Consider the following 23,741-nt stretch of genomic DNA (forward strand, 5'->3'; position numbering starts at 1 on the left):
AAACTTAGGAGAAAAGCAAACATGAGTTCTGCCAAGAAGATCGGGCTATTTGCCTGTACCGGCGTCGTCGCCGGTAATATGATGGGGAGCGGTATCGCATTATTACCTGCAAACCTCGCTAGCATCGGTGGTATTGCCATCTGGGGTTGGGTGATTTCTATTATTGGCGCGATGTCTCTGGCTTATGTTTATGCCCGACTGGCGACCAAGAACCCGCAGCAGGGCGGCCCTATTGCCTACGCCGGTGAAATATCTCCTGCGTTCGGTTTCCAGACCGGTGTGCTTTATTATCACGCCAACTGGATCGGTAATCTGGCAATCGGCATTACCGCCGTCTCTTATTTATCAACGTTCTTCCCAATTTTAAATAACCCGGTGCCGGCAGGTATTGCCTGTATTGCCATCGTATGGATATTCACCTTCGTGAATATGCTCGGCGGGACCTGGGTTAGCCGCTTGACAACCATTGGCCTGGTGCTGGTACTTATTCCGGTAGTTATGACCGCCGTGGTCGGCTGGCACTGGTTTGATGCCGCAACCTATCAGGCAAACTGGAACACCTCCAGCACTACTGACAGTCATGCGGTAATCAAAAGTATTCTGCTCTGCCTGTGGGCCTTTGTCGGGGTGGAATCCGCCGCCGTCAGTACCGGAATGGTGAAAAACCCGAAACGCACCGTGCCGCTGGCTACCATGCTGGGCACTGCGATGGCCGGTATCGTCTACATCGCAGCGACTCAGGTTATTGCGGGTATGTATCCTGCTTCTCAGATGGCCGCATCCGGTGCGCCGTTTGCAGTGAGCGCCTCCACTATTCTCGGCGGCTGGGCTGCGCCGATGGTTTCCGCCTTCACCGCCTTTGCGTGCCTGACTTCGCTCGGTTCGTGGATGATGCTGGTGGGTCAGGCCGGCGTACGTGCCGCCAATGACGGTAACTTCCCGAAAGTGTATGGCGAAGTCGACAGCAACGGGATCCCGAAAAAAGGCCTGCTGCTGGCCGCGGTGAAAATGACCGCGCTGATGGTACTGATTACCCTGATGAACTCTACCGGCGGCAAAGCTTCTGACCTGTTCGGCGAGTTGACCGGTATCGCGGTACTGCTGACTATGCTGCCTTACTTCTACTCCTGCGTTGACCTGATTCGCTTCGAAGGCATCAATGTACGCAACTTCGTCAGCCTGATTTGCTCCGTACTCGGCTGCGCGTTCTGCTTCATCGCCCTGATGGGGGCAAGCTCCTTCGAACTGGCCGGTACCTTTATCGTCAGCCTGATTATCCTGATGTTCTACGGTCGCAAAATGCACCAGCGCCAGAACAACGACAACTCAGCAGATAGCAACACCGCCAGCGCGCATTAATCAGCAACCCTATTCCTGAGGCTCCTTCCATCACCTGTCACGACGTGGCGGGAGGGGCTTTCTTTATCTGGAGATTTGACTATGAACGTTATCGCAATCATGAATCACATGGGTGTCTACTTCAAAGAAGAACCCATCCGTGAACTGCATCGCGCCCTCGAACGCCTGGACTTCCGTATTGTCTACCCGAACGACCGTGAAGACTTATTAAAACTTATCGAAAACAATGCGCGTCTGTGCGGCGTTATCTTCGACTGGGATAAATACAATCTCGAACTGTGCGAAGACATCAGCAAAATGAACGAATATATGCCGCTGTATGCCTTTGCAAATACTTACTCAACGCTGGACGTCAGTCTCAACGATCTGCGGATGCAGGTTCGCTTCTTCGAATATGCGCTGGGCGCTGCGGAAGACATTGCGAACAAAATCAAACAGAATACTGACGAGTATATCGACACCATTCTGCCGCCGCTGACCAAAGCGCTGTTTAAATACGTACGTGAAGGCAAATATACCTTCTGTACGCCAGGCCATATGGGCGGTACCGCGTTCCAGAAAAGCCCGGTCGGCAGCATCTTCTACGATTTCTTTGGTTCCAATACCATGAAATCCGATATCTCCATTTCGGTATCTGAACTTGGTTCTCTGCTGGACCACAGCGGCCCGCACAAAGAAGCGGAAGAGTACATCGCTCGCGTCTTCAACGCGGAACGCAGCTACATGGTGACGAACGGGACCTCTACCGCTAACAAAATCGTCGGGATGTACTCTGCGCCAGCAGGTAGCACCGTACTGATTGACCGTAACTGCCATAAATCGCTGACCCATCTGATGATGATGAGCGACATTACGCCAATCTACTTCCGCCCGACGCGTAACGCCTACGGTATCCTCGGCGGTATTCCGCAGAGCGAATTCCAGCATGCGACCATCGCGAAGCGCGTAAAAGAAACCCCGAACGCGACCTGGCCGGTGCACGCGGTGATCACCAACTCCACCTATGATGGTCTGCTGTACAACACGGACTACATCAAGAAAACCCTGGATGTGAAATCCATCCACTTTGACTCCGCGTGGGTGCCTTACACCAACTTCTCGCCGATTTATGAAGGCAAATGCGGGATGAGCGGCGGCCGCGTTGAAGGCAAAGTGATTTATGAAACCCAGTCCACGCACAAATTGCTGGCGGCGTTCTCTCAGGCTTCGATGATCCACGTTAAAGGCGACGTTAACGAAGAAACCTTTAACGAAGCCTACATGATGCACACCACAACGTCTCCGCACTACGGCGTGGTGGCTTCTACGGAAACCGCGGCGGCGATGATGAAAGGCAACGCCGGTAAGCGCCTGATCGACGGCTCTATCGAACGTTCTATCAAGTTCCGTAAAGAGATCAAACGTCTGAAAGGCGAGTCCGACGGCTGGTTCTTCGACGTCTGGCAGCCAGAACATATCGATGGTCCTGAATGCTGGCCGCTGCGTTCCGACAGCGCATGGCACGGTTTCAAAAACATCGACAACGAGCACATGTATCTCGACCCGATTAAAGTCACCTTGCTGACCCCGGGGATGAAGAAAGACGGCACCATGGATGAGTTCGGTATTCCGGCCAGCATCGTGGCGAAGTATCTCGACGAGCACGGTATAGTGGTCGAAAAAACCGGCCCGTACAACCTGCTGTTCCTGTTCAGTATCGGTATCGATAAAACCAAAGCGCTGAGCCTGCTGCGCGCGCTGACCGATTTCAAACGCGCGTTCGATCTGAACCTGCGGGTGAAAAACATGCTGCCGTCGCTGTATCGTGAAGATCCTGAATTCTACGAAAACATGCGCGTTCAGGAACTGGCGCAGAACATTCACAAATTGATTGAGCATCACAACCTGCCGGACCTGATGTTCCGCGCGTTCGAAGTGCTGCCGACCATGGTGATCACGCCGTACGCCGCGTTCCAGAAAGAGCTGCACGGTCAGACCGAAGAGGTGTATCTCGAAGAGATGGTGGGTCGCGTTAACGCCAACATGATCCTGCCGTATCCTCCGGGAGTGCCGCTGGTCATGCCGGGTGAAATGATCACCGAAGAGAGCCGTCCGGTGCTGGAGTTCCTGCAGATGCTGTGCGAAATCGGCGCCCACTACCCGGGCTTCGAAACCGATATCCACGGCGCCTATCGTCAGGCGGATGGTCGTTACACCGTTAAAGTGCTGAAAGAAGAAAACAACAAATAATCGATGCACAACAGGGAAGTGGCTTGCCACTTCCCTTTTTTCACGCTGCAAGGAGAACATATGAAAACACCCTCACAGCCGCGCGCGATTTATTACATCGTTGCGATCCAAATCTGGGAATATTTCAGCTTTTACGGCATGCGTGCCTTGCTTATCCTCTATCTCACCCATCAGCTCGGCTTTGATGACAGCCATGCCATCAGCCTGTTCAGCGCTTACGCCTCTCTGGTGTACGTCACTCCTATTCTCGGCGGCTGGCTTGCCGACCGCCTGCTCGGCAACCGCACGGCGGTGATTGCCGGCGCGCTGTTAATGACGCTTGGCCACGTGGTGCTGGGCGTCGAATCCACTTCCACCTGGAGCCTGTATCTCGCGCTGGCGATCATTATCTGCGGCTACGGCTTGTTCAAATCCAACATCAGCTGCCTGCTGGGCGAACTCTATGCCGTTGACGATCGGCGCCGCGATGGCGGTTTCTCGCTGCTGTACGCCGCCGGTAACGTCGGCTCCATCGCCGCGCCCATCGCCTGCGGGCTGGCGGCGCAGTGGTACGGTTGGCATATCGGCTTTGCGCTGGCGGGGATCGGCATGTTTGTCGGCCTGATGATCTTCCTCAGCGGTAGCCGCTACTTCCGTGATACCCGCGGCGTCGATAAACAGGCGCTGCGGACGGTGAAGTTTGTGCTGCCGACCTGGGGCTGGCTGGTGGTGATGCTCTGCGTTGCGCCGGTGTTCTTTACGCTGCTGCTGGAAAATAACTGGTCCGGCTATCTGCTGGCGATAGTTTGCGTGTTCGCCGCCCAGATGGTAGCCCGCATTATGGTCAAATCCCCGGAACATCGCCGCGCGCTGTGGCAGATCGTTCTGCTGATGCTGGCCGGTACCCTGTTCTGGGTTCTGGCGCAGCAGGGCGGGAGCTCGATTAGCCTGTTCATCGACCACTTTGTGAACCGCCGCTTGCTGAATATTGAAGTGCCGACCGCGCTCTTCCAGTCGGTTAACGCCGTGGCGGTGATGGCGGCGGGCGTCGTACTGGCGTGGTTGATGCGTCCGGAAGGTTCCGTTCGCTCGGCGCTGCGCGTATGGCTGAAGTTCGCCTTTGGTCTGGTGCTGATGGGCTGCGGCTTTATGCTGCTGGCGCTTAACGCACGCCACGGCGCGGCGCAAGGGCAGGCATCGATGGGCATGATGGTGGCAGGACTGGCGCTGATGGGCTTTGCCGAACTGTTTATTGACCCGGTGGCGATGGCGCAGATCACCCGCCTCAATATGCCCGGCGTTACCGGCATGCTGACCGGCATTTATATGCTGGCGACCGGCGCGGTCGCTAACTGGCTGGCGGGCGTCGTCGCCCAGCAGACCACCGAGTCGCAAATCAGCGATACGGCAATTGCCGCGTATCAGCACTTCTTTGCGCAGATGGGCGAATGGACGCTGGGCTGCGTGGCGATCATTGTCGTCGTCGCCTTCGCCGCCGCGTTCAGCGTTGGCAAACGCCGCGCGGCCGCCGGTGAGCTTCCCGGAGGCGGCGCCTAGCCTTCGGCTGGCGACAGATGCGGCTTTGCGGGAAATCTCCCCCCGGTCGCGCTGCGCTTACCGGGGCGACAAAATTGTGCTGCCTGGTAGCCCGGCTAAGGCGTTTACGCCGCGAGCCGGGGATCGGCAACCTCAACAGCGGAGCGACAAGCCGCTCCTTGCACCCTTTACTGAACAGGAGGAGGATATTCTGGCGAGCGCGGAAGCCGAAGATAAAAAAGTGTTACTGAAGCGATGGCTGAGTGAAATCAGCCGGAATTGAAGCCAGGCTCCTGAAGATTATTCTTTGGTGTCGTCACCGGGACAGACCGCGCTGGATAGTACCTGGTTCAATTATCGAAGCAAGTTTGCAAGCAGGGTTATGAGGAACCAACATGTCTGAACAACAAGCACAAGGTGCCGATGAGGCAATTGACCTTAATAATGAACTGAAAACCCGTCGTGAAAAACTGGCCGCGCTGCGCGAGCAGGGCGTGGCGTTCCCGAACGATTTTCGCCGTGACCACACTTCTGACCAGCTTCATGCGGAGTTCGATGGTAAGGAAAACGACGAGCTCACCTCTCTGAACGTCGAGGTCTCCGTGGCTGGCCGCATGATGACTCGCCGTATAATGGGTAAAGCCTCTTTCGTCACTTTACAGGACGTCGGCGGCCGCATTCAGCTGTACGTCGCGCGCGACGATCTGGCGGAAGGCGTCTACAACGAACAGTTTAAGAAATGGGATCTCGGCGACATCATCGCCGCCCGCGGCAAGCTGTTTAAAACCCAGACCGGCGAACTCTCCATTCACTGTACCGAGCTGCGCCTGCTGACCAAGGCATTGCGCCCGCTGCCGGACAAGTTTCACGGCCTGCAGGATCAGGAAGCGCGCTATCGTCAGCGCTATCTGGATCTGATTTCCAACGAAGAGTCACGCCACACCTTCAAGGTGCGTTCGCAGATCCTCGCCACCATGCGTCAGTTCATGGTTGCGCGCGGCTTTATGGAAGTGGAAACCCCGATGATGCAGGTGATCCCCGGCGGCGCTTCCGCGCGTCCGTTTATCACCCATCATAATGCGCTCGATCTGGATATGTATCTGCGCATCGCGCCGGAGCTGTATCTGAAACGGCTGGTGGTCGGCGGCTTTGAACGGGTATTCGAGATCAACCGTAACTTCCGTAACGAAGGTATTTCCGTACGTCATAACCCAGAGTTCACCATGATGGAACTCTATATGGCCTATGCGGACTATAAAGATCTGATCGAACTGACCGAGTCTCTGTTCCGCACGCTGGCGCAGACCGTGCTGGGTAAAACCGAAGTGCCGTACGGCGACCAGGTGTTCGACTTCGGCAAACCGTTTGAAAAACTGACCATGCGCGAAGCGATCAAGAAATACCGTCCGGAAACCGAGATGGCGGATCTGGATAACTTCGATGCGGCAAAAGCGCTGGCGGAATCCATCGGTATTCACGTTGAGAAGAGCTGGGGACTGGGGCGTATCGTCACCGAAATTTTCGATGAAGTCGCGGAAGCGCATCTGATCCAGCCGACCTTTATCACCGAGTATCCGGCGGAGGTTTCGCCGCTGGCGCGCCGTAACGACGTGAACCCGGAAATCACCGACCGCTTCGAGTTCTTTATCGGCGGGCGTGAAATCGGCAACGGCTTTAGCGAGCTTAACGATGCGGAAGATCAGGCGCAGCGTTTCCAGGACCAGGTCAACGCCAAAGCGGCGGGGGATGACGAAGCGATGTTCTATGACGAAGACTACGTCACCGCGCTGGAATATGGCCTGCCGCCGACCGCTGGCCTGGGCATTGGTATCGACCGCATGGTGATGCTGTTTACCAACAGCCATACCATCCGCGACGTGATCCTGTTCCCGGCAATGCGCCCGCAGAAGTGATTGCGTGGCGTGAAAGCAAAACCCCGGCCTGCCGGGGTTTTTTAGCACTTGCAAAGCGACTTTCATCCTGCACTCGCATTTCATCAAGAGTTAACCCGCTGCCTTACAGCAGGTTATAAGGAAGCAGGATTGCGATTAGGAAAACTATCGCAGCGATCTCCGAGGCTGTATTACGTACGAAATTTCCCCCTTTTCTGATGAACAGGCATAGCGATTTTTTAAAATACCGCTCCGGATTTTAAACCTTAAATACGGAACTCTATTTAGAAGTAGCTTACTCCATGCATCTTATATGCTATAACAGCGCGCATAAAAAACATAAGGTGTTAATTAAATGAAAAAAATAAAGCTAATTGTTGGCAGCGTGATCTGTGCAAGTTATTTATTAGCGTCAGTGTTATCAATGGCAAGTGATAAAATAAACAGTAATGCCGTCCATTTTGATAAAGGCAGCAGCGGTACGATAATAAAAAGTACCGTGACCGGGAACGATGTCAATGATTTTACGCTGATGGCGAAAGCGGGCCAGATGATGCATATCAGCATGACGAGCCCGTGGCCGCATCCTTATTTTAATGTTATCGCGCCTGATAATAATTCCATTTATAACGGTTCAATGAGCGGAGATACCTTTGAGCAGCGTCTGGCCGTCAGCGGTCAATATACGGTGCGGGTCTATCAGATGGGCGGCGCGCGTGATGAAGGTAAAACCAGCGGTTATGCGCTGACGTTTAAAATCACCGACTAATATTTGGCGGCTGTCTGTTCAGGCTGTCCCGGAGGCGGCGCGCTGCGCCTGTCCGGGCTACCGGCCTGCAGACGGCAATGAACCCGTAGCCCGGGCAAGGCGCGTTGAGCGCCGCCCCCGGGAGCAGAGTGCAGAGTGTTGCAGAACGGGCCTGTTCCCGGCTTAAAGCCCTTCGGTCACGATTTTTGCCGCTGCGGCTAACACCTCTTTGCGGTTTTTCGCATCCTGCTGCGGCTGGGTAAAGTAGGTGACTAATACCAGCGGAGCGTGATCTTCCGGCCAGATAACCGCAATATCATTGGTGGTGCCGTAATCTCCGGCGCCGGTTTTATCGCCGACCACCCAGCTTTCAGGCAGGCCCGCGCGAATGCTTTGCCCGCCGGTGGTATTGCCTTTCAGCCAGGTGACTAACTGGGCGCGTTGCTGTTCGCCCAGCGCATCGCCAAGCGTCAGCTTGCGTAGGCTTTCAGCCATCGCCAGCGGCGTGCTGGTATCACGCTCATCGCCCGGGATGGCGGTATTCAGCGTGGGCTCCGTACGATCGAGACGAAAGGTGGCATCGCCGATACTGCGGGCGAAGGCGGTGACTTTTTCCGGCCCGCCAAGGTAGCCGATGATCAGATTCATCGCCGTATTGTCGCTATATTGCAGCGTCGCCGCGCTTAGCTCAGCCAGCGTCATTCCGCTCTGGAGATGTTTTTCGGTAATCGGACTCCAGACCACCAAATCGGCTGCGTTAATCTCCAGCCTTTTATTTACCACCTCTTTATTGCTTTCGCTCTGTTTTAATACCGCGGCGGCGGCCATCACTTTACTGGTGCTGCACATGGCAAAACGCTCGTCGCCGCGATATAAGATTTGAGAATTATCTGCCGTGTTGATTAGCGCCACGCCCAACCTGCCGCCTGAACGCTTCTCGAGATCTGTCAGCTTCTGATGGATAGCATCGGTACTGGCCCACAGTGCGCTGCTCGCCAGCAGCAGCGGAACGGCGGCGGCTAGCATTGCAATTTTACGCCACGAACTTTTTATCATTTCTGATTCCTTGAGAGTGATAAGTCGCAGCGGACTATCTGCGACTCCCGCTATTTTGACAAGCAATTTATTGATGATGGAATTCCATCATCAATTCGATATTTGTCCTTCCAGCGCCTGCTTATAGTGTCTCGCCAGACCCATAAAAATAAGGAGCCGCTATGTTCCCGTCACAGTTACCGAAACCGCGCCATCCTGCCGCTGCGGCGATCCCCTCGCTGCGCTGGGCCATTATTGGCCCCGGCTGGATTGCCGAGCGCTTTGTGAAATCGTTAAAAGAGCTCAGCCGCCAGCGGGTGGTTGCCGTCTCCTCGCGGACGCAACAAAAGGCCGATAGCTTTGCCGCCCGCTGGGGGATTCCGCAGGCTTACGCTCAGGTGGACGAGATGCTGGCGCGGCCGGATATTGATGCGGTTTACGTTGCCACCCCGCATAACCACCACTTCCCGGACGGGCTGCGGGTTCTGCAGGCGGGCAAACATGTACTGATTGAAAAGCCGTTTGCGCTGAACCGGCGGGAAGGCGCGGCGCTAAAAGCAGAAGCCCTGAAACAGGGGAAGCTGGCGATGGAGGCGATGTGGTGCGATTACGCGCCGAAATATGACGTGATTCGCCAGCTGCTGGATGACGGCGCGCTGGGCGATCTGCATACGCTGCTCGCCGATCACGGTGAATATTTTACTCCGGATCATCGCATTTTTAATGCCGATCTTGCCGGTGGACCGATGATGGATCTCGGCAGCTATCTGACCTCATTCAGCGTGATGGTCGGCGGCGTGCCGCAGGACATTGTCGCCCGCGGGCGCCCCGCCCAAAGGGGCATCAATGGGCAAATTTCGATGCTGTTTAACTGGGAAAACGGCTTACAGGGATTGCTCAACACCACGCTATTCAGCAATACGCCGGGCGGCGCGGTGGTGGCCGGGCGCGACGCGACCCTGGTCCTTGACGGGCAATTCTATGCGCCGGGGAATTTTACCCTCGCCGCCAGCCAGGGGGGACAGGTACTGCGCTGGGAAGAGCCGCGCAACCGCTACGACCAGCTGTTTTATCAGGCCGAACATTTTGCCTGGTGCGTGGGGCAAGGGCTCACGGATTCGCCGATTCGCCCGCTGACCAGAGTTCTGGAAAACCTGAGCGTCATGGATGAAGTGCGGCGGCAGATTGGCGTAATATTTAACGAGGAGCGTTAACGGCGCGCCGTTGCCCCGTATGCCGACCGCATACGGGGCTTTTTTACGCCAGCGGTTCGACGCTGACAAATTGCCCTTGCTGCAGGGAAAGCACGGCGGCTTCGGCGATAGCCTGCGCCCGCAGCCCGTCCAGCAGCCCCGGCAGGTCCGGCTCCTCTTCTCCGCCTGACGAGCGGACAAAAGTATCCAGATGCGCGTAGTACGACTCCTCGACGCGGCTGAACCAGTCCGGATAGAGGCCGGGCTGAATGCAGCGCGCTCCCTGCCACAGCGTCACGCCGCGCGAGGCCTGACTGCCGGACTCCAGTACGCCCTCCGGGCCGAGCAGGCTGATGCGTTCATCGTAGCCGTGGCCGGTGCGCCGGGTGTTGTCCAGCTGCGCCAGCGCGCCGCCGCGCATCCGCAGCATGAGAATGGAGGTATCGACATCGCCGATCCCGGCGAGCTCCGGCAGCGCCAGCGCCTCTCCCATGGCGGCAACCGTTGTCACTTCATCGCCGGTAAGAAAACGCAGCAGATCGAAAAAGTGGATTGCCTGGTCGCGCATCTGGCCGCCGGAGCTGCGCAGATACGCCAGCGGCGGCATAACCGATGCCCGGCACACCATCTGCACCAGTTCAATTTTACCGATAACGCCAGCCTCGACCTGGCGACGCAGCTGCTGGTGGCTGGCGTCAAAGCGGCGGTTAAAGCCCACGGTCACCGGCACGCCGAGCGGCAAAACCCTGTCGACAACCTGGCGCGCACGGGCCAGCGAAAGGTCGATCGGTTTTTCGCAGTAAACGGCCTTCCCGGCGCGCGCTGCGGCCTCCAGCAGTTCCGCATGTGAAGGGGTCGAGCTGGCGATGAGCACCGCATCAATGGCATCGCTACTGATGGCCTCGGCGACGGTGGTTGCCCGCGCGGCGTAGCGGGAGGCCAGCGTTTTCGCCCGCTCGGGCTCGGCGTCCGCCACCATGGCCAGAACGGTTCGCTCATGGCGAGCGAGGTTGGCGGCGTGAACCTGGCCTATAAAACCGCTGCCTAATAACGCAAAACGAATGCAGGTCATTTTATTCTCCAGAAAGAGGGATTTAGCGTTGCCAAATTAATCTGTTTGCTACACTGACCAACACGGGCGTTTTGATGGATTTCCATCATGGGTGAGGGGAACGATGAAAAGCATTTCACTGGCGGCGCTGGCTAAACGGATCGGCGTGGGCGTGGCGACGGTTGACCGGGTGCTTAACGAACGCGGCGGCGTGTCGCCGGAAACCACGCGCCGGGTGCTGCAGGCGGCGCGTGAAGCCGGTTTAAAGCGTATTTTGCCGGAAGAACGTCGTCTGCCCTGGCAAATCGAAGTGTTCCTGAGCGCTAACGACTCGCGCTTTTTCTCTCGCCTGACGCAGGATTTCGCCGACGTGGCGGATAGCCTTGGCTATCGCCGACTGACGCTGCACCGCACGCTGGTGGCGGAATCCTCCCCGGAAAAACTGGCGAAAAGCCTTCTTCGCAGCAGTAAAAAGCGCCATGCGATAATTGTCTTCGGCAACGAACATCCGCTGGTCTATGAAGCCCTGCGCCAGTGTCGCGAAGCAAACGTACCGGTAATTACGCTGGTCACCGACCTGCCCGGCGCGCAGAGGCTTTGCCATGTGGGAATCGATCAGCAGCAGGCGGGACGTACCGCGGGCATGATGATGGGGTTGATGGCCCATCAGCCCGGGGAAGTGTTGATGCTCTGCGGTCGTCAGGATTTCAGCGCCCACCGCTCGCGGATTCAGGGATTTCGCGAGGTGATAAGCCAGCGCTTTCCGCATCTGCAGCTTGGTGAGGTGCTGGCGGGTGAGGATAACCGGCAGCGGATCGACCGTTTGCTGGAAGAAGCCCTGAACCGTAACCGCGACGCGGTGGGCATCTACAATACCGGTCTGGGCAATAGTCTGGTGGCGCAGGCGCTGGCCCGCCATCGCCGTTATGGTAAGTGCTGTTGGATTACTCATGAACGCTATAGCACCACCCGCGAACAGCTGGCGCAGGGTGGGATGGCGTTGACGGTCGATCAAAATCCTCATCAGCATGCCAGGCTGGCGGTGGAGCTGGCCCTGCGCCACCTGGAAACCGGCTATCAGCCCCATCTCTTTCGTGACGGCAAGGTCGAGTTTATCCTCTATAGCGCTGAAAACGTCGACTGAGCGCCCGCGGCCTGCCGGGCGACATCCCTTTTTACACCGTATCTCCTGTCCCGTTTTAAACCGCTGCCGCTATCGCCGCGCCGGGCGGCAAACCGTCGCCTGCCTCTCATTTTTTGCGCATTTATGCGTCAATGTTAGATGTGTGTCAAAGTTCTGTTAACACGCAGTTTTAAAATTTTCATTTCGGTTATTTACTTATAAAAGTTTCATATGTGTTGTTAATGAAATAAACGGTCTGTAATTTTCATCTCGTTATAAATGGACTGATGTTTCAGAAAATCATTTTAAAACAACTGAATTTTGTGATGGCGGTCGGCATTAAAAAATGACGTAGCGCGAAGCCTGTTTTTCCGAAACGCTGAAAAAGCAGGCGCTTAATGCACAATTAATGAAACTAATTTTTCATTTTACCTTACCTAACCGATGTACCTGTGAATAAAGGATCAACTATGAATATCAAGAAAACGGTTGTTGCCTCTTTGATAGCCTGCATGCTGCCAGCGGTCGTGATGGCGAAAGATATTTCGGTCGGTGTTTCTATGGCGCTTTTTGATGACAACTTCCTGACCATTCTGCGCACCGCCATGCAAAAAGAGATGCAAAAAGAGGGCGTGAAGTCCCAGATGGAAGATGCGAAAGGCGACGTCTCGCAGCAGCTACAGCAGGTGCAGAATTTTATTGGCCAGGGCGTCGACGCCATTATCGTTAACCCGGTCGATACCAACGCGGTCAAACCGATTATGGACCAGGCGACCAAAGCGGGCATTCCGCTGATCTTCGTTAACCGTCGTCCGCAGGCGCAGCTGACCGATAAAATGGCCTACGTCGGCTCCGACTCCGTGCTGGCGGGGCGCTTACAGATGGAAGCGCTAGCCAAAGCGATGAACGGCAAGGGCAACGTCGCCATTCTGCTCGGCGACCTGGCGAATGAATCGACCCGCGACCGGACCAAAGGGGTCGAAGAGGTGGTGGCGAAATACCCCGATATCAAAATCGTGCAGAAGCAGACCGCCAAATTTATGCGTAACGACGCCGTTGACGTAGTCAGCAACTGGATGACCAGCGGCGAAGACATTCAGGCGATCGCCTCCAATAACGATGAAATGGCCATCGGTGCGCTGCAGGCGCTGGGGAAAAACCCCAACCATATCCTGATTGCCGGGGTGGACGGAACGCCAGATGCCCTGCAAATGCTTAAAAACGGCAAGATGATCGCCACGATTTTCCAGGATGCCAAAGGGCAGGGCGAAGGCGCGGTAGATGCCGCTATTAAGCTGGCCAATGGCGAAAAAGTGGAAAAGGTCATCGACGTCCCTTACCAGCTGATCACCAAAGACAACATGGCTGAATTCATCAATCGCAACCAGAAATAGTCATTCAGGGTACGGAGGTGAAGTATGAACGCTTTTGCACTTGAAGCCGAAGGGATCAGCAAATTCTTCCCCGGCGTGAAGGCGCTCGACAACGTCTCATTACGCGTGCGTCCGGGGACGGTGCACGCGCTGATGGGCGAAAACGGCGCCGGGAAATCCACGCTGATGAAATGCCTGATCGGGATCTACCGTCCCGATCAGGGCGCGATCCGCGTCAAAGGGGAGCCGGTCCAGTTTCAGGATACGATGGACGCGCTGCGCTCCGGGATCTCGATGATCCATCAGGAGCTTAATCTGGTACCGCATATGACGGTGGCGGAAAATATCTGGCTCGGCCGCGAGCCGATGAAATACGGTTTCGTCGATCATCGCCAGCTTGCCCGGCAGACTCAGGAACTACTGAATAAACTGAATATTCGTTTATCCGCCGATCGCCTGGTAGGGGAATTAAGTATCGCCGCCCAGCAGATGGTGGAGATTGCCAAAGCGGTTTCGTGGAATGCGGATATTGTGATTATGGACGAACCGACCTCGGCATTAACCGAGAGCGAAGTGGCGCATCTGTTTACCATTATTCGCGATTTACGCCAGCAGGGAAAAGCCATTATTTATATTAGCCATAAGATGGATGAAATTTTCACCATTACCGATGAGATCAGCGTATTTCGCGACGGCACTTGGGTAGGAAGTCAACCTACCACCGAGTTTACCCGCCAGTCGCTGATTACCCGGATGGTCGGGCGGGAGCTTACCCTGCTCTTTCCCAAATTCAATAATACCATTGGCGAAGAGGTGCTGACCGTGCGCAACCTGTCGCGCAAGGGGGTCTTTCACGATATCAACTTTAGCGTGCGCCGCGGGGAGATCCTCGGCGTGGCGGGGCTGGTGGGGGCCGGGCGCAGCGAAGTGATGGAAAGCCTGTTCGGCATGGAGAAAGCCGATAGCGGCGAAGTGCTGATTGACGGTGTGCCGGTCACTATTGATTCGCCTTCAACGGCGATTGAAAAAGGGATGGCGCTGCTGACGGAAGACCGCAAAAAGTCCGGCCTGTTCCTCGTACTGTCGGTGCTGGAGAATATGAGTATCGTCAAAATGCCGGAATATATCGGTAAAACCGGTTTTGTTCAGCACCTCAAAATGGCCGAGGACTGCATGGAGCAGATCCGCCGCCTGAATATTAAAACCCCCACCATGGATCAGATTATTAATAACCTTAGCGGCGGCAATCAGCAGAAGGTGCTTATTGCCCGCTGGCTGCTGGCTCAGCCGAAAATACTCATTCTCGATGAGCCGACCCGCGGAATTGACGTCGGGGCGAAAGCGGAAATATATCATCTGATTAGCGAACTGGCCAACCGCGGCGTGGCGGTCATTATGGTTTCTTCTGAATTACCTGAAATCCTCGGGATGAGCGACCGGGTGATGGTGATGCATGAAGGTCGGATTACCGGCATCCTCGATAAAGAGGACGCCGATCAGGAAACCATTTTGTCGTTGGCATCCCATTGAGGCACAGAGAATGAGCAATATGAAAATAACGGCGACCCCGATCGATGAGAAACCCTCTTTCTTTGGGCAATTACGCCACCGGCTGCCGAAAGATACCGGCATATTTATCGTCATGCTGGTGATTGCCCTGACTTTTGAAATTGCCGGCTGGTACGTCCGCGACCAGTCCTTTTTATTAAACACCAATCGCCTGATATTAATTGTTTTACAGGTAGCGATTATCGGTATTATCGCAGTCGGGGTTACTCAGGTCATTATTACCACCGGGATTGACCTCTCCTCCGGTTCGGTGATCGCGCTCGCCGCCGTGGTGGCGGCGAGCCTCGCGCAAACCTCCGACAGCCTGTCGCCGATGTTCCCGTCGCTGGTCAATATGCCGGCGATAATCCCGATTGGCGCCGGCATCGGCGTCGGTCTTCTGTGCGGCTTAACCAACGGTTTTCTGGTGACCCGCACCGGCATCCCGCCGTTTATTGCCACCCTGGGGATGATGGTGTCGGCGCGCGGTCTGGCGCAGTATTACACTCAGGGCAACCCGATTAGCTTCTTATCCGACAGCTTCACCGCCATCGGTCAGGGCGCGATGCCGGTGATTATTTTCTTCGTCGTTGCTGCGGTCTTCCACATCGCCCTGAAGCATACCCGCTACGGTAAATACGTTTATGCTATCGGCGGCAATATGACCTCGGCGAAGGTCTCCGGTATCAACGTGAATAAATACCTGGTGATCGTCTATACCATCGCCGGGGCGCTCTCCGGCCTTGCAGGCGTAGTGCTGGCGGCGCGCGTCAGCAGCGGCCAGTCGAGCATGGGAATGTCCTACGAGCTGGATGCGATCGCCGCGGCGGTTATCGGCGGCAGCAGCCTGATGGGCGGGGTAGGGCGCATCACCGGCACTTTAATCGGCGCCATGATCCTCGGCCTGATTAAGAGCGGGTTTACCTTTGTCGGCGTTGACGCCTACGTGCAGGATATTATTAAAGGCATCATTATCGTCGCGGCGGTGACTATCGATATGCGCCGCAACCGCAAAAAGCATTGATCGGCAATAGCCCACGGCCCTGGCTGGCGTGGGCTGTATCGCGTTTTACGTCGCGCTGCGAGCGGGCAGCTCATCGGCGGCAAGGCGTAAACTGTTGAGCAGCACGTTAGCCCCTTTCTCGGCCCACGCGGGCAGAATATTTTCCGCCTCGTTATGGCTAATTCCCTTCTCGCAGGGAATGAAAATCATGCTGGCGGGCGCGACCTTGCTGATATAGCAGGTATCGTGACCGGCGCCGGAGACCATGGTTCGCGCGCTATAGCCCAGTTCGTCCGCCGCTCGCTGGCTGCGCGCCAGACACTCGCGATCAAAAGCAATGGGCGCATAATCAAAAATGCGCTCGACGTTTGCCGCCACGCCGCGCGCCGCCAGCGCTTCAGCGGCACGATGCAGCGCCCGTTCCATGGCTTCCAGCGCCGGGGATTGCGGATGACGAAATTCGACGCTGCACGCCACGCCTCCCGGTACTACGTTGCGCGATCCCGGAATGACCTGCGCCATCCCGATAGTCGCGCGCCCGTCTGGATTATGGGCGATGCCGATTTGCTCCACCGCCAGCGCCAGCTCGGCGAAGGCGGTCAGCGCGTCGCGGCGGCTGCCCATCGGCGTGGTTCCGGCGTGGGCGGAAAAGCCCTCCAGGGTGACGTTGAACCAGCGCTGGCCCATTGCCGCGTGAACGAGGCCGATATCAACGCCTTCTTCTTCCAGAATCGGCCCCTGTTCGATATGCACTTCGTAGCAGGCGTGGAGCGGGCAGGCGGCGGCAGGACGCTCCCCGCGATAGCCGATAGCCTCCAGCGCCTCGCCGACGCTGATGCCGTCGCGATCTTCGCGGGCGAGCGCGAAGGACTCGCTAAACTGCCCGGCCCAGACGCCGGACGCCAGCATCGCCGGGGCAAAGCGCGCCCCTTCTTCGTTGGTCCAGTTCACCAGCACGATATCGCGTTCGGTCGCAATGCCGCGGTCGTTCAGCGTGCGCAGCGCCTCCAGCCCGGCGAGGACGCCGTAAATGCCGTCATAGCGGCCGCCGAGCGGTTGGGAATCGACGTGCGAACCGGTCAACACCGGGGGCAGATGCGAATGTTTACCGCAGCGGCGAATAAACATATTCCCCATACTGTCGACTTCGCAGGGGAAGCCAGCTTCACGCGCCCACTGGCGCAGCAGATTGCGCGCCTGGCGGTCCTCTTCGCTAAGCGCCAGTCGGGTCACGCCGCCCGCCGGCGTGGCGCCGAGCTGCGCCATCTCGTTGAGCGTCGACCACAGACGTGCGCCGTTGACGGTTATCATGGCTTATCCTTTTTCACGCGATAGCGGAAGTCGCAGCACTTTCCACCCTGCATAATGGTGGTGGTACGGGTCAGCTCCACATCCGGGGCATAGCCGACGATAAACTTATCGTCGCGGGCGCAGGAGAGCAGATGGCCAATCTCGCCGAGGCCCATTTCGTGGTACATCTCGGCGTAGCGGCAGCGGTTCACGTTGTAGTTATACTGCTGGTCGTCGGCGTCCAGTACCTTGACCTCCAGGGCGTTATCTTTTTCCCACAGATACTGCAGCGCGACAAAGCTGCGAATATCCGCGCCGTTCGGCTCCTGGCGGGCAAAGGCTTTCCCCGCCTCAATCGCAGCGTTTTCAATCGCTTCGCCGATGACCGCCTGGGCGCGAGCCTTACCTATTTCCCGCACCAGGATGTCGTAAATCGGCTTGATTATTTCTGCTTCAATTTTGCGGCGGGCGAGAATGCCCAGCTCGTTATTATCACTCATCACATTGCCTCACTGCGTTACTTCGTTGTTGCGCCGCCGAGTACGGTTTGCGGCTGCCATTTGCCGTCGACGACTTTATAAACGGTAAAGGTTGGCGATTTCAGGTTGCCCTCTTTATCAAAGGCGATTTGTCCGGTCACGCCGGCGTAGTTAATGGCGCGCAGGGCGGGCAGATAGTCGGCGGGATCGACGGAGTCGGCTTTTTCCATCGCCGCGACCAGCACGCGGGTAGCGTCATAGGCGAACGGCGCGTGCAGTTCGATATGGGTGTGATAGCGCGACTGGTAGGCCTGCTCGAAGGCTTTACCGCCCGGCATCTGCTCAACCGGCAGTCCCGGCTCCAGCGCCACCACGCCGTCGCCCTCTTTTTGCGCCAACTGGAGGAAGGTCTGGCTAACGAAGCCGCCTGCGCCCATCAGGGTGGCGTTCATGCCCAGCTGTTTGATGCGGCGCGCCAGCGGGGCGGCCTGACTATCGACGCCGCCAAAGAAAATCAGATCGGCGTTTTTGCTGCGGATAGCGGTCAGCACGGCGCTGAAGTCGACGGTTTTGTCATCGACGTACTGGCGGTCGACGATGTTGATTCCCTGCGCTTCCAGCGACTTAATAAACTCATCCGCCAGCCCCTGGCCGAAGGCGGTACGGTCATCGATGACCGCGATGCGTTTGGCCTTCAGGGTTTGTACCGCGTACTGTCCGGCAAACTGTCCGCCGTCATCGTCGTGGCCCATCACGCGGAAGCTGGTGTCGAAACCCTGTTTGGTGTAGGCGTGCCCGGTGGCGACCGGCGCGACCTGGGCGATGCCCGCATCGTGGTAAACCCGCGCAGCGGGAATGCTGGTGCCGGTGTTCCAGTGGCCGACGACGCCCGCGACGCCGCTATCCACCAGACGCTGGGCGACGGCGACGGCGGTGCGTGGGTCGGACTGATCGTCTTCCGATTGCAGCTTGAAGGTCACCGCCTTGCCGCCGATGGTCGGGTGCTGCTTGTTGATATCGTCAATCGCCAGCTGCGCGCCGTTTTCCAGATCCTTGCCGATACGCGCGGAAGGGCCGGTGAGCGGGCCTGCCAGGCCGATAATGACGGTTTCGCTGGCCGCGGACCACGCGGCGGATGAGGCAAAACCACTGAGCAGAATAGCGGCGCTGAGCGCGCTGATTTTTACGGTTTTCATTGTTTTTCCCTGATGCTGGTTGGTGTGTTAAACGGGCATTTCGCCCAAATAAATCTGTGCAATACGATCGTCGGCCAGCAGCGTTTGCGACTGACCGCGCTCGACGATGCTGCCGCTGTCCATCACCCAGGCGCTGTCGGTCGCCTCCAGCGCCAGGCGTGCGTTCTGCTCGATCAGCAGCAGCGCGACGCCGCGCTGGCGCAGGGTGGCGATAACGCGAAAAATGTTCTCGACCATCAGCGGCGCCAGGCCCATTGACGGCTCGTCGAGGATCAGCAGGCGCGGCTGGCTGAGCAGGGCGCGGTTGAGCGCCAGCAGCTGCTGTTCACCGCCGGAGAGCAGCCCCGCCAGCTGATGCTGGCGTTCGGCGAGGCGCGGGAAATTAGCGAAGATGGCGCGCATCTCCTGTTTGACCGCCGTCGCGTCGCGTCGTAGCCAGGCGCCCATTTGCAGGTTTTCCAGCACCGTCATGCGCGCAAAGATGCCGCGTCCTTCCGGCACCATCACGAGTCCTTCGCGCAGCAGGGATTCGGCCCGACGTTTGCGTATCGGTTTGCCGTTAAACAGAATTTCGCCGCTAAAGGGTTCCAGCCCGGTAATGGCGCGGACGGTGGAGCTTTTGCCCGCGCCGTTGGCGCCGATAAGCGTGGTCTGCTCGCCCTCTTTCACGCTGAATGAGACGTCGCGCACCGCCTGGATGCCGCCGTAGTGGACGCTAAGCTGGTTAACGGTTAATAAATCAGACATGGGCGCTGCCTCCCAGCCAGGCGGCGATCACCGCCGGATCTCGGCGTACGCTATCCGGCGTGCCGCTGGTTAACGTTTTGCCGTAATCCAGCACCATCAGGCGATCGCAGATCCCCATCACCAGCTTGACGTCATGCTCAATCATCAGCAGCGTTTTGCCGTCGTCGCGAATACGCAGCAGCAGTTCGCCAAGGGCCATCTTCTCGGCGGCGTTCATCCCGGCCGCTGGTTCATCCAGCGCTAACAGTCGCGGATCGGTCGCCAGCGCGCGGGCAATCTCCAGCCGCCGCTGGTGGCCGTAGGCGAGGTCGCAGGCGCGGTAGTGGGCGAACTGCGCGATACCGGTATAATCCAGCAGGTGCCAGGCCAGCTCGCGGGTTTGCGCTTCCTCGGCGCGGGCGCGTTTATGGCGGGAGAGCGCGGCCCACAGGCCATTACGGGTGCGCACGTGGCGGCCCACCATTACGTTCTCCAGCACCGACATGTCGTTAAACAGCCGCACGTTCTGAAAAGTGCGGGCGATCCCTGCGGCGGTCACTTTCTCAATATTCTTCGGAAAATAGGCTTCGCCGCCGATAGCGAACTCGCCGCTGTCCGCCGGGTAAAGCCCGGTAATCAGATTAAAACAGGTGGTTTTTCCCGCGCCGTTGGGGCCAATCAGGCCGTAGATTTCGCCCTCGTTGATGCTCAGCGATACGTTGTCGACCGCCGTCAGACCGCCAAAACGCTTGGTCATATGGCGTACGCTTAACAGGCTCATGCTTTTGCTCCTTGATGTCGCGCGGGCCAGATGCCCTGCGGGCGCAGCAGCATGACCAGCACCAGCGCCAGACCGTAGAACAGCTGGCGCAATACTTCCGGGTCAATCAGCACTTCGCCAAACAGCGCCTGCTGTACCGGCGCCGCCTGGCTGCGCAGCAGTTCCGGCAGCGCGGTCAGCAGCACCGCGCCGAGGATCACGCCGGGGATGTGCCCCATCCCGCCCAGCACCACCATCGCCAGGACCGCAATCGACTCCTGCAGGGTAAAGGATTCCGGCGAAACAAAGCCCTGAAATGCGCCGAACAGCGCGCCCGCCACGCCGCCGAATGAGGCGCCGATAGCGAAAGCCAGCAGTTTGTAATTACGCAGGTTGATGCCCATCGCGCGGGCGACGTCTTCGTCCTCGCGGATCGCGTGCCAGGCCCGACCAATGCGTGAATGCTGTAGCCGCAGGCAGACGAAAATAATCGCCACGATCGCCAGCATCAGCAGGTAGTACCACAGCCACAGCGCCGGGACTTTAAAACCAAACCAGTGATAGACGCCGCTAAACTTGAGGCCGAACAGATTCAGCGAATCGACCCCGGAAATGCCTTTTGCGCCGTTGGTGATGTTGACCGGACGGTCGAGGTTGCGCATCAGGATGCGAATAATTTCACCGAACCCGAGGGTGACGATGGCCAGATAATCGCCGCGCAGCTTGAGCGTCGGCGCGCCCAGCACGATACCGCAGCCTGCCGCCACCAGCGCGGCGAGCGGAATAATCACCAGCCAGGAGGTGTGCAGGCCGTCCGGAAACCAGCTATTTAAAATCGGGAAGACGTCCAGCAGATGCGGCGAGGCCAGCAGCGCCGCCAGATACGCGCCGACGGCGTAAAAGGCGATAAAGCCCATATCCAGCAGGCCGGTGTAGCCGACCACAATATTCAGCCCCAGCGCCAGCATAACGTAGAGCAGGGCGAAGTCGATGACTCGCACCCAGTAGTTGCCGCCGAGCTGGCTGGCGACCATCGGCGCGACCAGCAGCGCGCAGACCAACAGGGTCATCCCGGACCAGAAGCGGCGGGAGACGACAGGCGTATCGAGTTGTGCCGTTGTCATGATTTTTCTCCTAAGCCCGGTGCGCGACGCGTTCGCCGAGCAAACCGGCCGGGCGGAAGACCAGCACCAGGATCAGCACCATAAAGGCGAAGATATCCTGGTAGTTGCTGCCGAAGACGCCGTGGGTCAGGTCCCCGAGATAGCCTGCGCCAAGAGATTCGATAAGGCCCAGCAGCAGGCCGCCGATCATCGCGCCGCGAATATTACCGATGCCGCCGAGCACCGCGGCGGTAAAGGCTTTAATGCCGGGCAGAAAGCCCATGGAGAAGCTGGCATTACCGTAGTTGCTGGCCATCATGACGCCAGCCAGCGCGGCGAATATGCCGCCGATGGCGAAAGTGAGGGCGATAATTGCGTTAGGGTTTACGCCCATTAGCGTGGCGATGCGCGGATTTTCCGCTACCGCGCGCATCCCGCGACCTAAACGGGTGTACTCCACCAGCAGCCACAGGCCAAGCATCACCGCGAAGGCCAGCGCGACGGTGACGATTCCGGTGACGGTAACGAGAGCCGGCGGATGCGCTGCGCTGCCGTGGGTCACGGCGATGGCATCCATTGACAGGATCTGCGGGAACATCAGCGGATTACGCGACCAGACGATCATTGCCACGGTTTGCAGCAGTACCGAGACGCCGATCCCGGAGATCAGCGGCGCCAGGCGCGGGGCGTTGCGCAGGCGGCGGTAGGCAAAGCGTTCGACCGCCATCGCCAGCAGGGCGCAGACCGCCATGGCCAGCAGCAGCGCCAGCCCCAGCTGCGCCAGCGGCGGCAAAGTGGGGAAATGGGCGTTCAGCGCGTGCATCCCGGAAAGCGTGGTCAACGCGCCGACCATCAGAATATCGCCGTGGGCAAAGTTAATAATGCGCAGGATGCCGTACACCATGGTGTAGCCGAGCGCGATCAGGGCGTAGATGCTGCCGAGCATGACCCCGTTGATGATTTGTTGTATGAGTGTGTCCAACTGATTGTTCCGACAAGATGCTCAAATAATAGCTACCATCCAACAAATGAATTAAATTGTAAAATACGCATATATTCTTTCTTATTATAAATGTGTGGTTAACTATCTTTATGATTTTAAATATAATTAAATAATGCATCGGATAGCGAAATGCGCTAAGAAAATCAACATATGAAAAAAACAGAACAATCAGAGGGGCCGGTTAGCTGGTCGGAGAGTACGTTGGCCAACGATCCCCCGCTGCGGGCGGTGCGCGCCTTCGAGGCGATCGCACGCCTCGGCAGCGTAACCCTGGCGGCGCAGGAGCTGGCAATATCGCCCTCGGCGGTCAGCCATCAGCTCAAAGTGCTGGAAAGCTATTTGCAGATCCCGCTCACCGAACGTCAGGGGCGACGGCTGACCCTCAGCCAGCAGGGGCGAGAGTATTACCGCTCGATCCGCGCGGCGTTTAACGTGCTGCGTCAGGCCACTGAGCACCTGGTCGATCAGGTGCAAACCCAGCAGGTGACGATCAGCCTGATCCCGCTGTTTGGCATGGGCTGGTTTATTCCCCGGCTGCCGTCATTCGTGCACGCGAATCCGCATACCGAAATCAACGTGGTTTACGCCAACCACCGCAACTATCTTAGCGACGCTTCCGATATGTCGATCCGCTTTGGCAACGGTCACTGGGTTGGCTATCAAAGCGAAAAGCTGATCTCCGGCAGAATGGTTCCGGTATGCAGTCAGGCTTTTCTCCGCCTCCATGGGCATATTGATACCCCGGAACAGCTGTTGCAGATGCCGCTGCTGCATGATGAGGAGCGCACCACGTGGAACCAGTGGTTTGTGCAGCAGGGAGTGAAGCGCCCGCCGCGATCGACCGGGCCGATGTTTGAGGATGGTCTGCTAACCCTGGCGGGCGTACAGGCCGGGCTGGGCTGTGCGCTAATGCGCGAGCCGCTGATCGCTCCCTATCTGAAGAGCGGCGAGCTGGTGAAAATCTTCGATGCGGCAATAGATGATGGCCGGGATTATTATCTCTGCGTGCGCCAGGATAGCGAGATGACCCCCAATGGCAAACTATTACAAAGCTGGCTTCGTCAGCAGGCCTTCGGCTGATATTTACTTAAGAATTTACTTAATCCAGCTCACAC

20 protein-coding genes are annotated in these 23,741 nt (G+C 57.6%); 11 read left to right on the plus strand and 9 right to left on the minus strand.

What is annotated here, in order from left to right; all coding sequences use genetic code 11:
* Positions 1 to 21: 21 nt before the first annotated feature.
* From cadB to IAE27_RS01845, 5 genes are all read left to right on the plus strand, one after another.
* Entirely contained in the window at positions 22 to 1,359 is a 1,338-nt protein-coding gene (gene cadB, locus IAE27_RS01825) for a cadaverine/lysine antiporter (RefSeq protein WP_004099844.1), read from the plus strand.
* 81 nt (positions 1,360 to 1,440) lie between these two features.
* Positions 1,441 to 3,588, plus strand: a complete 2,148-nt coding sequence (gene cadA, locus IAE27_RS01830) for a lysine decarboxylase CadA (protein WP_004099846.1) — start codon at positions 1,441 to 1,443, stop codon at positions 3,586 to 3,588.
* A 60-nt stretch (positions 3,589 to 3,648) separates the two neighbouring features.
* Positions 3,649 to 5,124: a dipeptide permease DtpD gene (gene dtpD / locus IAE27_RS01835; RefSeq protein ID WP_004099848.1), complete on the plus strand. Its 1,476-nt coding sequence runs from the start codon at positions 3,649 to 3,651 to the stop codon at positions 5,122 to 5,124.
* A gap of 374 nt (positions 5,125 to 5,498) precedes the next feature.
* Positions 5,499 to 7,016: a lysine--tRNA ligase gene (lysS, locus tag IAE27_RS01840; RefSeq protein WP_004099849.1), complete on the plus strand. Its 1,518-nt coding sequence runs from the start codon at positions 5,499 to 5,501 to the stop codon at positions 7,014 to 7,016.
* 334 nt (positions 7,017 to 7,350) lie between these two features.
* Positions 7,351 to 7,764 carry a hypothetical protein gene (locus IAE27_RS01845; RefSeq protein WP_016808759.1) on the plus strand — a complete coding sequence of 138 codons (414 nt, stop codon included), beginning with the start codon at positions 7,351 to 7,353 and terminating at the stop codon, positions 7,762 to 7,764.
* A gap of 162 nt (positions 7,765 to 7,926) precedes the next feature.
* On the opposite strand, the gene IAE27_RS01850 is transcribed toward IAE27_RS01845, so the two are convergent.
* Complete coding sequence (locus tag IAE27_RS01850; RefSeq protein ID WP_063864552.1) at positions 7,927 to 8,799, minus strand: extended-spectrum class A beta-lactamase OXY-2-6; 873 nt, start codon at positions 8,797 to 8,799, stop codon at positions 7,927 to 7,929.
* A gap of 161 nt (positions 8,800 to 8,960) precedes the next feature.
* Here IAE27_RS01850 and IAE27_RS01855 point away from each other — a divergent pair, with 161 nt between their 5' ends.
* Complete coding sequence (locus tag IAE27_RS01855; protein WP_004111092.1) at positions 8,961 to 9,992, plus strand: Gfo/Idh/MocA family protein; 1,032 nt, start codon at positions 8,961 to 8,963, stop codon at positions 9,990 to 9,992.
* 43 nt (positions 9,993 to 10,035) lie between these two features.
* Here the strand turns inward: IAE27_RS01855 and IAE27_RS01860 are convergent, their stop codons facing one another.
* Positions 10,036 to 11,043, minus strand: coding sequence for a Gfo/Idh/MocA family oxidoreductase (locus tag IAE27_RS01860; RefSeq protein ID WP_200091643.1), 1,008 nt, complete (start codon positions 11,041 to 11,043; stop codon positions 10,036 to 10,038).
* A 103-nt stretch (positions 11,044 to 11,146) separates the two neighbouring features.
* Here IAE27_RS01860 and IAE27_RS01865 point away from each other — a divergent pair, with 103 nt between their 5' ends.
* The 4 genes from IAE27_RS01865 (at position 11,147) to IAE27_RS01880 (ending at position 16,090) form a co-directional block, all read left to right on the plus strand.
* Entirely contained in the window at positions 11,147 to 12,166 is a 1,020-nt protein-coding gene (locus IAE27_RS01865) for a LacI family DNA-binding transcriptional regulator (RefSeq protein WP_004099857.1), read from the plus strand.
* Between the two features lie 449 nt (positions 12,167 to 12,615).
* On the plus strand, positions 12,616 to 13,539 hold the full coding sequence (locus tag IAE27_RS01870) for a sugar ABC transporter substrate-binding protein (protein ID WP_004099858.1): 924 nt from the start codon (positions 12,616 to 12,618) through the stop codon (positions 13,537 to 13,539).
* Between the two features lie 24 nt (positions 13,540 to 13,563).
* Positions 13,564 to 15,048 carry a sugar ABC transporter ATP-binding protein gene (locus tag IAE27_RS01875; protein WP_135800047.1) on the plus strand — a complete coding sequence of 495 codons (1,485 nt, stop codon included), beginning with the start codon at positions 13,564 to 13,566 and terminating at the stop codon, positions 15,046 to 15,048.
* A 19-nt stretch (positions 15,049 to 15,067) separates the two neighbouring features.
* Positions 15,068 to 16,090 (plus strand): ABC transporter permease, encoded by a 1,023-nt coding sequence (locus IAE27_RS01880; protein ID WP_024273870.1) that lies wholly within the window; start codon positions 15,068 to 15,070, stop codon positions 16,088 to 16,090.
* Between the two features lie 45 nt (positions 16,091 to 16,135).
* On the opposite strand, the gene IAE27_RS01885 is transcribed toward IAE27_RS01880, so the two are convergent.
* From IAE27_RS01885 to IAE27_RS01915, 7 genes are read right to left on the minus strand one after another with little or no spacing between them, the layout of a single operon-like run.
* The gene (locus IAE27_RS01885) at positions 16,136 to 17,380 is read right to left on the minus strand and encodes a Zn-dependent hydrolase (protein ID WP_004111098.1); all 1,245 of its coding nucleotides are present in this window, start codon (positions 17,378 to 17,380) and stop codon (positions 16,136 to 16,138) included.
* On the minus strand, positions 17,377 to 17,859 hold the full coding sequence (locus IAE27_RS01890; protein WP_004099867.1) for an L-2-amino-thiazoline-4-carboxylic acid hydrolase: 483 nt from the start codon (positions 17,857 to 17,859) through the stop codon (positions 17,377 to 17,379). Before IAE27_RS01890 ends, IAE27_RS01885 begins: the two co-directional genes overlap by 4 nt.
* A 17-nt stretch (positions 17,860 to 17,876) precedes the next feature.
* Positions 17,877 to 19,034 carry a branched-chain amino acid ABC transporter substrate-binding protein gene (locus IAE27_RS01895; protein ID WP_023320490.1) on the minus strand — a complete coding sequence of 386 codons (1,158 nt, stop codon included), beginning with the start codon at positions 19,032 to 19,034 and terminating at the stop codon, positions 17,877 to 17,879.
* Positions 19,035 to 19,061: 27 nt separating this feature from the next.
* Positions 19,062 to 19,781, minus strand: coding sequence for an ABC transporter ATP-binding protein (locus IAE27_RS01900; protein WP_004111101.1), 720 nt, complete (start codon positions 19,779 to 19,781; stop codon positions 19,062 to 19,064).
* Complete coding sequence (locus tag IAE27_RS01905) at positions 19,774 to 20,541, minus strand: ABC transporter ATP-binding protein (protein ID WP_016809094.1); 768 nt, start codon at positions 20,539 to 20,541, stop codon at positions 19,774 to 19,776. The genes IAE27_RS01900 and IAE27_RS01905 overlap by 8 nt, the downstream gene beginning before the upstream one ends.
* Entirely contained in the window at positions 20,538 to 21,644 is a 1,107-nt protein-coding gene (locus IAE27_RS01910; RefSeq protein ID WP_004111103.1) for a branched-chain amino acid ABC transporter permease, read from the minus strand. The genes IAE27_RS01905 and IAE27_RS01910 overlap by 4 nt, the downstream gene beginning before the upstream one ends.
* A gap of 10 nt (positions 21,645 to 21,654) precedes the next feature.
* Entirely contained in the window at positions 21,655 to 22,605 is a 951-nt protein-coding gene (locus IAE27_RS01915) for a branched-chain amino acid ABC transporter permease (RefSeq protein ID WP_032705050.1), read from the minus strand.
* A gap of 171 nt (positions 22,606 to 22,776) precedes the next feature.
* Between IAE27_RS01915 and IAE27_RS01920 the strand changes: the two genes are divergently transcribed.
* Complete coding sequence (locus tag IAE27_RS01920) at positions 22,777 to 23,706, plus strand: LysR substrate-binding domain-containing protein (protein WP_023329391.1); 930 nt, start codon at positions 22,777 to 22,779, stop codon at positions 23,704 to 23,706.
* Positions 23,707 to 23,741: the final 35 nt, after the last annotated feature.

The organism is Klebsiella sp. S69 (genome assembly GCF_016516145.1).
Taxonomy (GTDB): domain Bacteria; phylum Pseudomonadota; class Gammaproteobacteria; order Enterobacterales; family Enterobacteriaceae; genus Klebsiella; species Klebsiella oxytoca.

Coding starts and splice junctions, on each gene's coding strand:
- cadB (WP_004099844.1), top strand. CDS start 22: ATGAGTTCTGCCAAGAAGATCGGGCTATTTGCCTGTACCGGCGTCGTC.
- cadA (WP_004099846.1), top strand. CDS start 1,441: ATGAACGTTATCGCAATCATGAATCACATGGGTGTCTACTTCAAAGAA.
- dtpD (WP_004099848.1), top strand. CDS start 3,649: ATGAAAACACCCTCACAGCCGCGCGCGATTTATTACATCGTTGCGATC.
- lysS (WP_004099849.1), top strand. CDS start 5,499: ATGTCTGAACAACAAGCACAAGGTGCCGATGAGGCAATTGACCTTAAT.
- IAE27_RS01845 (WP_016808759.1), top strand. CDS start 7,351: ATGAAAAAAATAAAGCTAATTGTTGGCAGCGTGATCTGTGCAAGTTAT.
- IAE27_RS01850 (WP_063864552.1), bottom strand. CDS start 8,799: ATGATAAAAAGTTCGTGGCGTAAAATTGCAATGCTAGCCGCCGCCGTT.
- IAE27_RS01855 (WP_004111092.1), top strand. CDS start 8,961: ATGTTCCCGTCACAGTTACCGAAACCGCGCCATCCTGCCGCTGCGGCG.
- IAE27_RS01860 (WP_200091643.1), bottom strand. CDS start 11,043: ATGACCTGCATTCGTTTTGCGTTATTAGGCAGCGGTTTTATAGGCCAG.
- IAE27_RS01865 (WP_004099857.1), top strand. CDS start 11,147: ATGAAAAGCATTTCACTGGCGGCGCTGGCTAAACGGATCGGCGTGGGC.
- IAE27_RS01870 (WP_004099858.1), top strand. CDS start 12,616: ATGAATATCAAGAAAACGGTTGTTGCCTCTTTGATAGCCTGCATGCTG.
- IAE27_RS01875 (WP_135800047.1), top strand. CDS start 13,564: ATGAACGCTTTTGCACTTGAAGCCGAAGGGATCAGCAAATTCTTCCCC.
- IAE27_RS01880 (WP_024273870.1), top strand. CDS start 15,068: ATGAAAATAACGGCGACCCCGATCGATGAGAAACCCTCTTTCTTTGGG.
- IAE27_RS01885 (WP_004111098.1), bottom strand. CDS start 17,380: ATGATAACCGTCAACGGCGCACGTCTGTGGTCGACGCTCAACGAGATG.
- IAE27_RS01890 (WP_004099867.1), bottom strand. CDS start 17,859: ATGAGTGATAATAACGAGCTGGGCATTCTCGCCCGCCGCAAAATTGAA.
- IAE27_RS01895 (WP_023320490.1), bottom strand. CDS start 19,034: ATGAAAACCGTAAAAATCAGCGCGCTCAGCGCCGCTATTCTGCTCAGT.
- IAE27_RS01900 (WP_004111101.1), bottom strand. CDS start 19,781: ATGTCTGATTTATTAACCGTTAACCAGCTTAGCGTCCACTACGGCGGC.
- IAE27_RS01905 (WP_016809094.1), bottom strand. CDS start 20,541: ATGAGCCTGTTAAGCGTACGCCATATGACCAAGCGTTTTGGCGGTCTG.
- IAE27_RS01910 (WP_004111103.1), bottom strand. CDS start 21,644: ATGACAACGGCACAACTCGATACGCCTGTCGTCTCCCGCCGCTTCTGG.
- IAE27_RS01920 (WP_023329391.1), top strand. CDS start 22,777: ATGAAAAAAACAGAACAATCAGAGGGGCCGGTTAGCTGGTCGGAGAGT.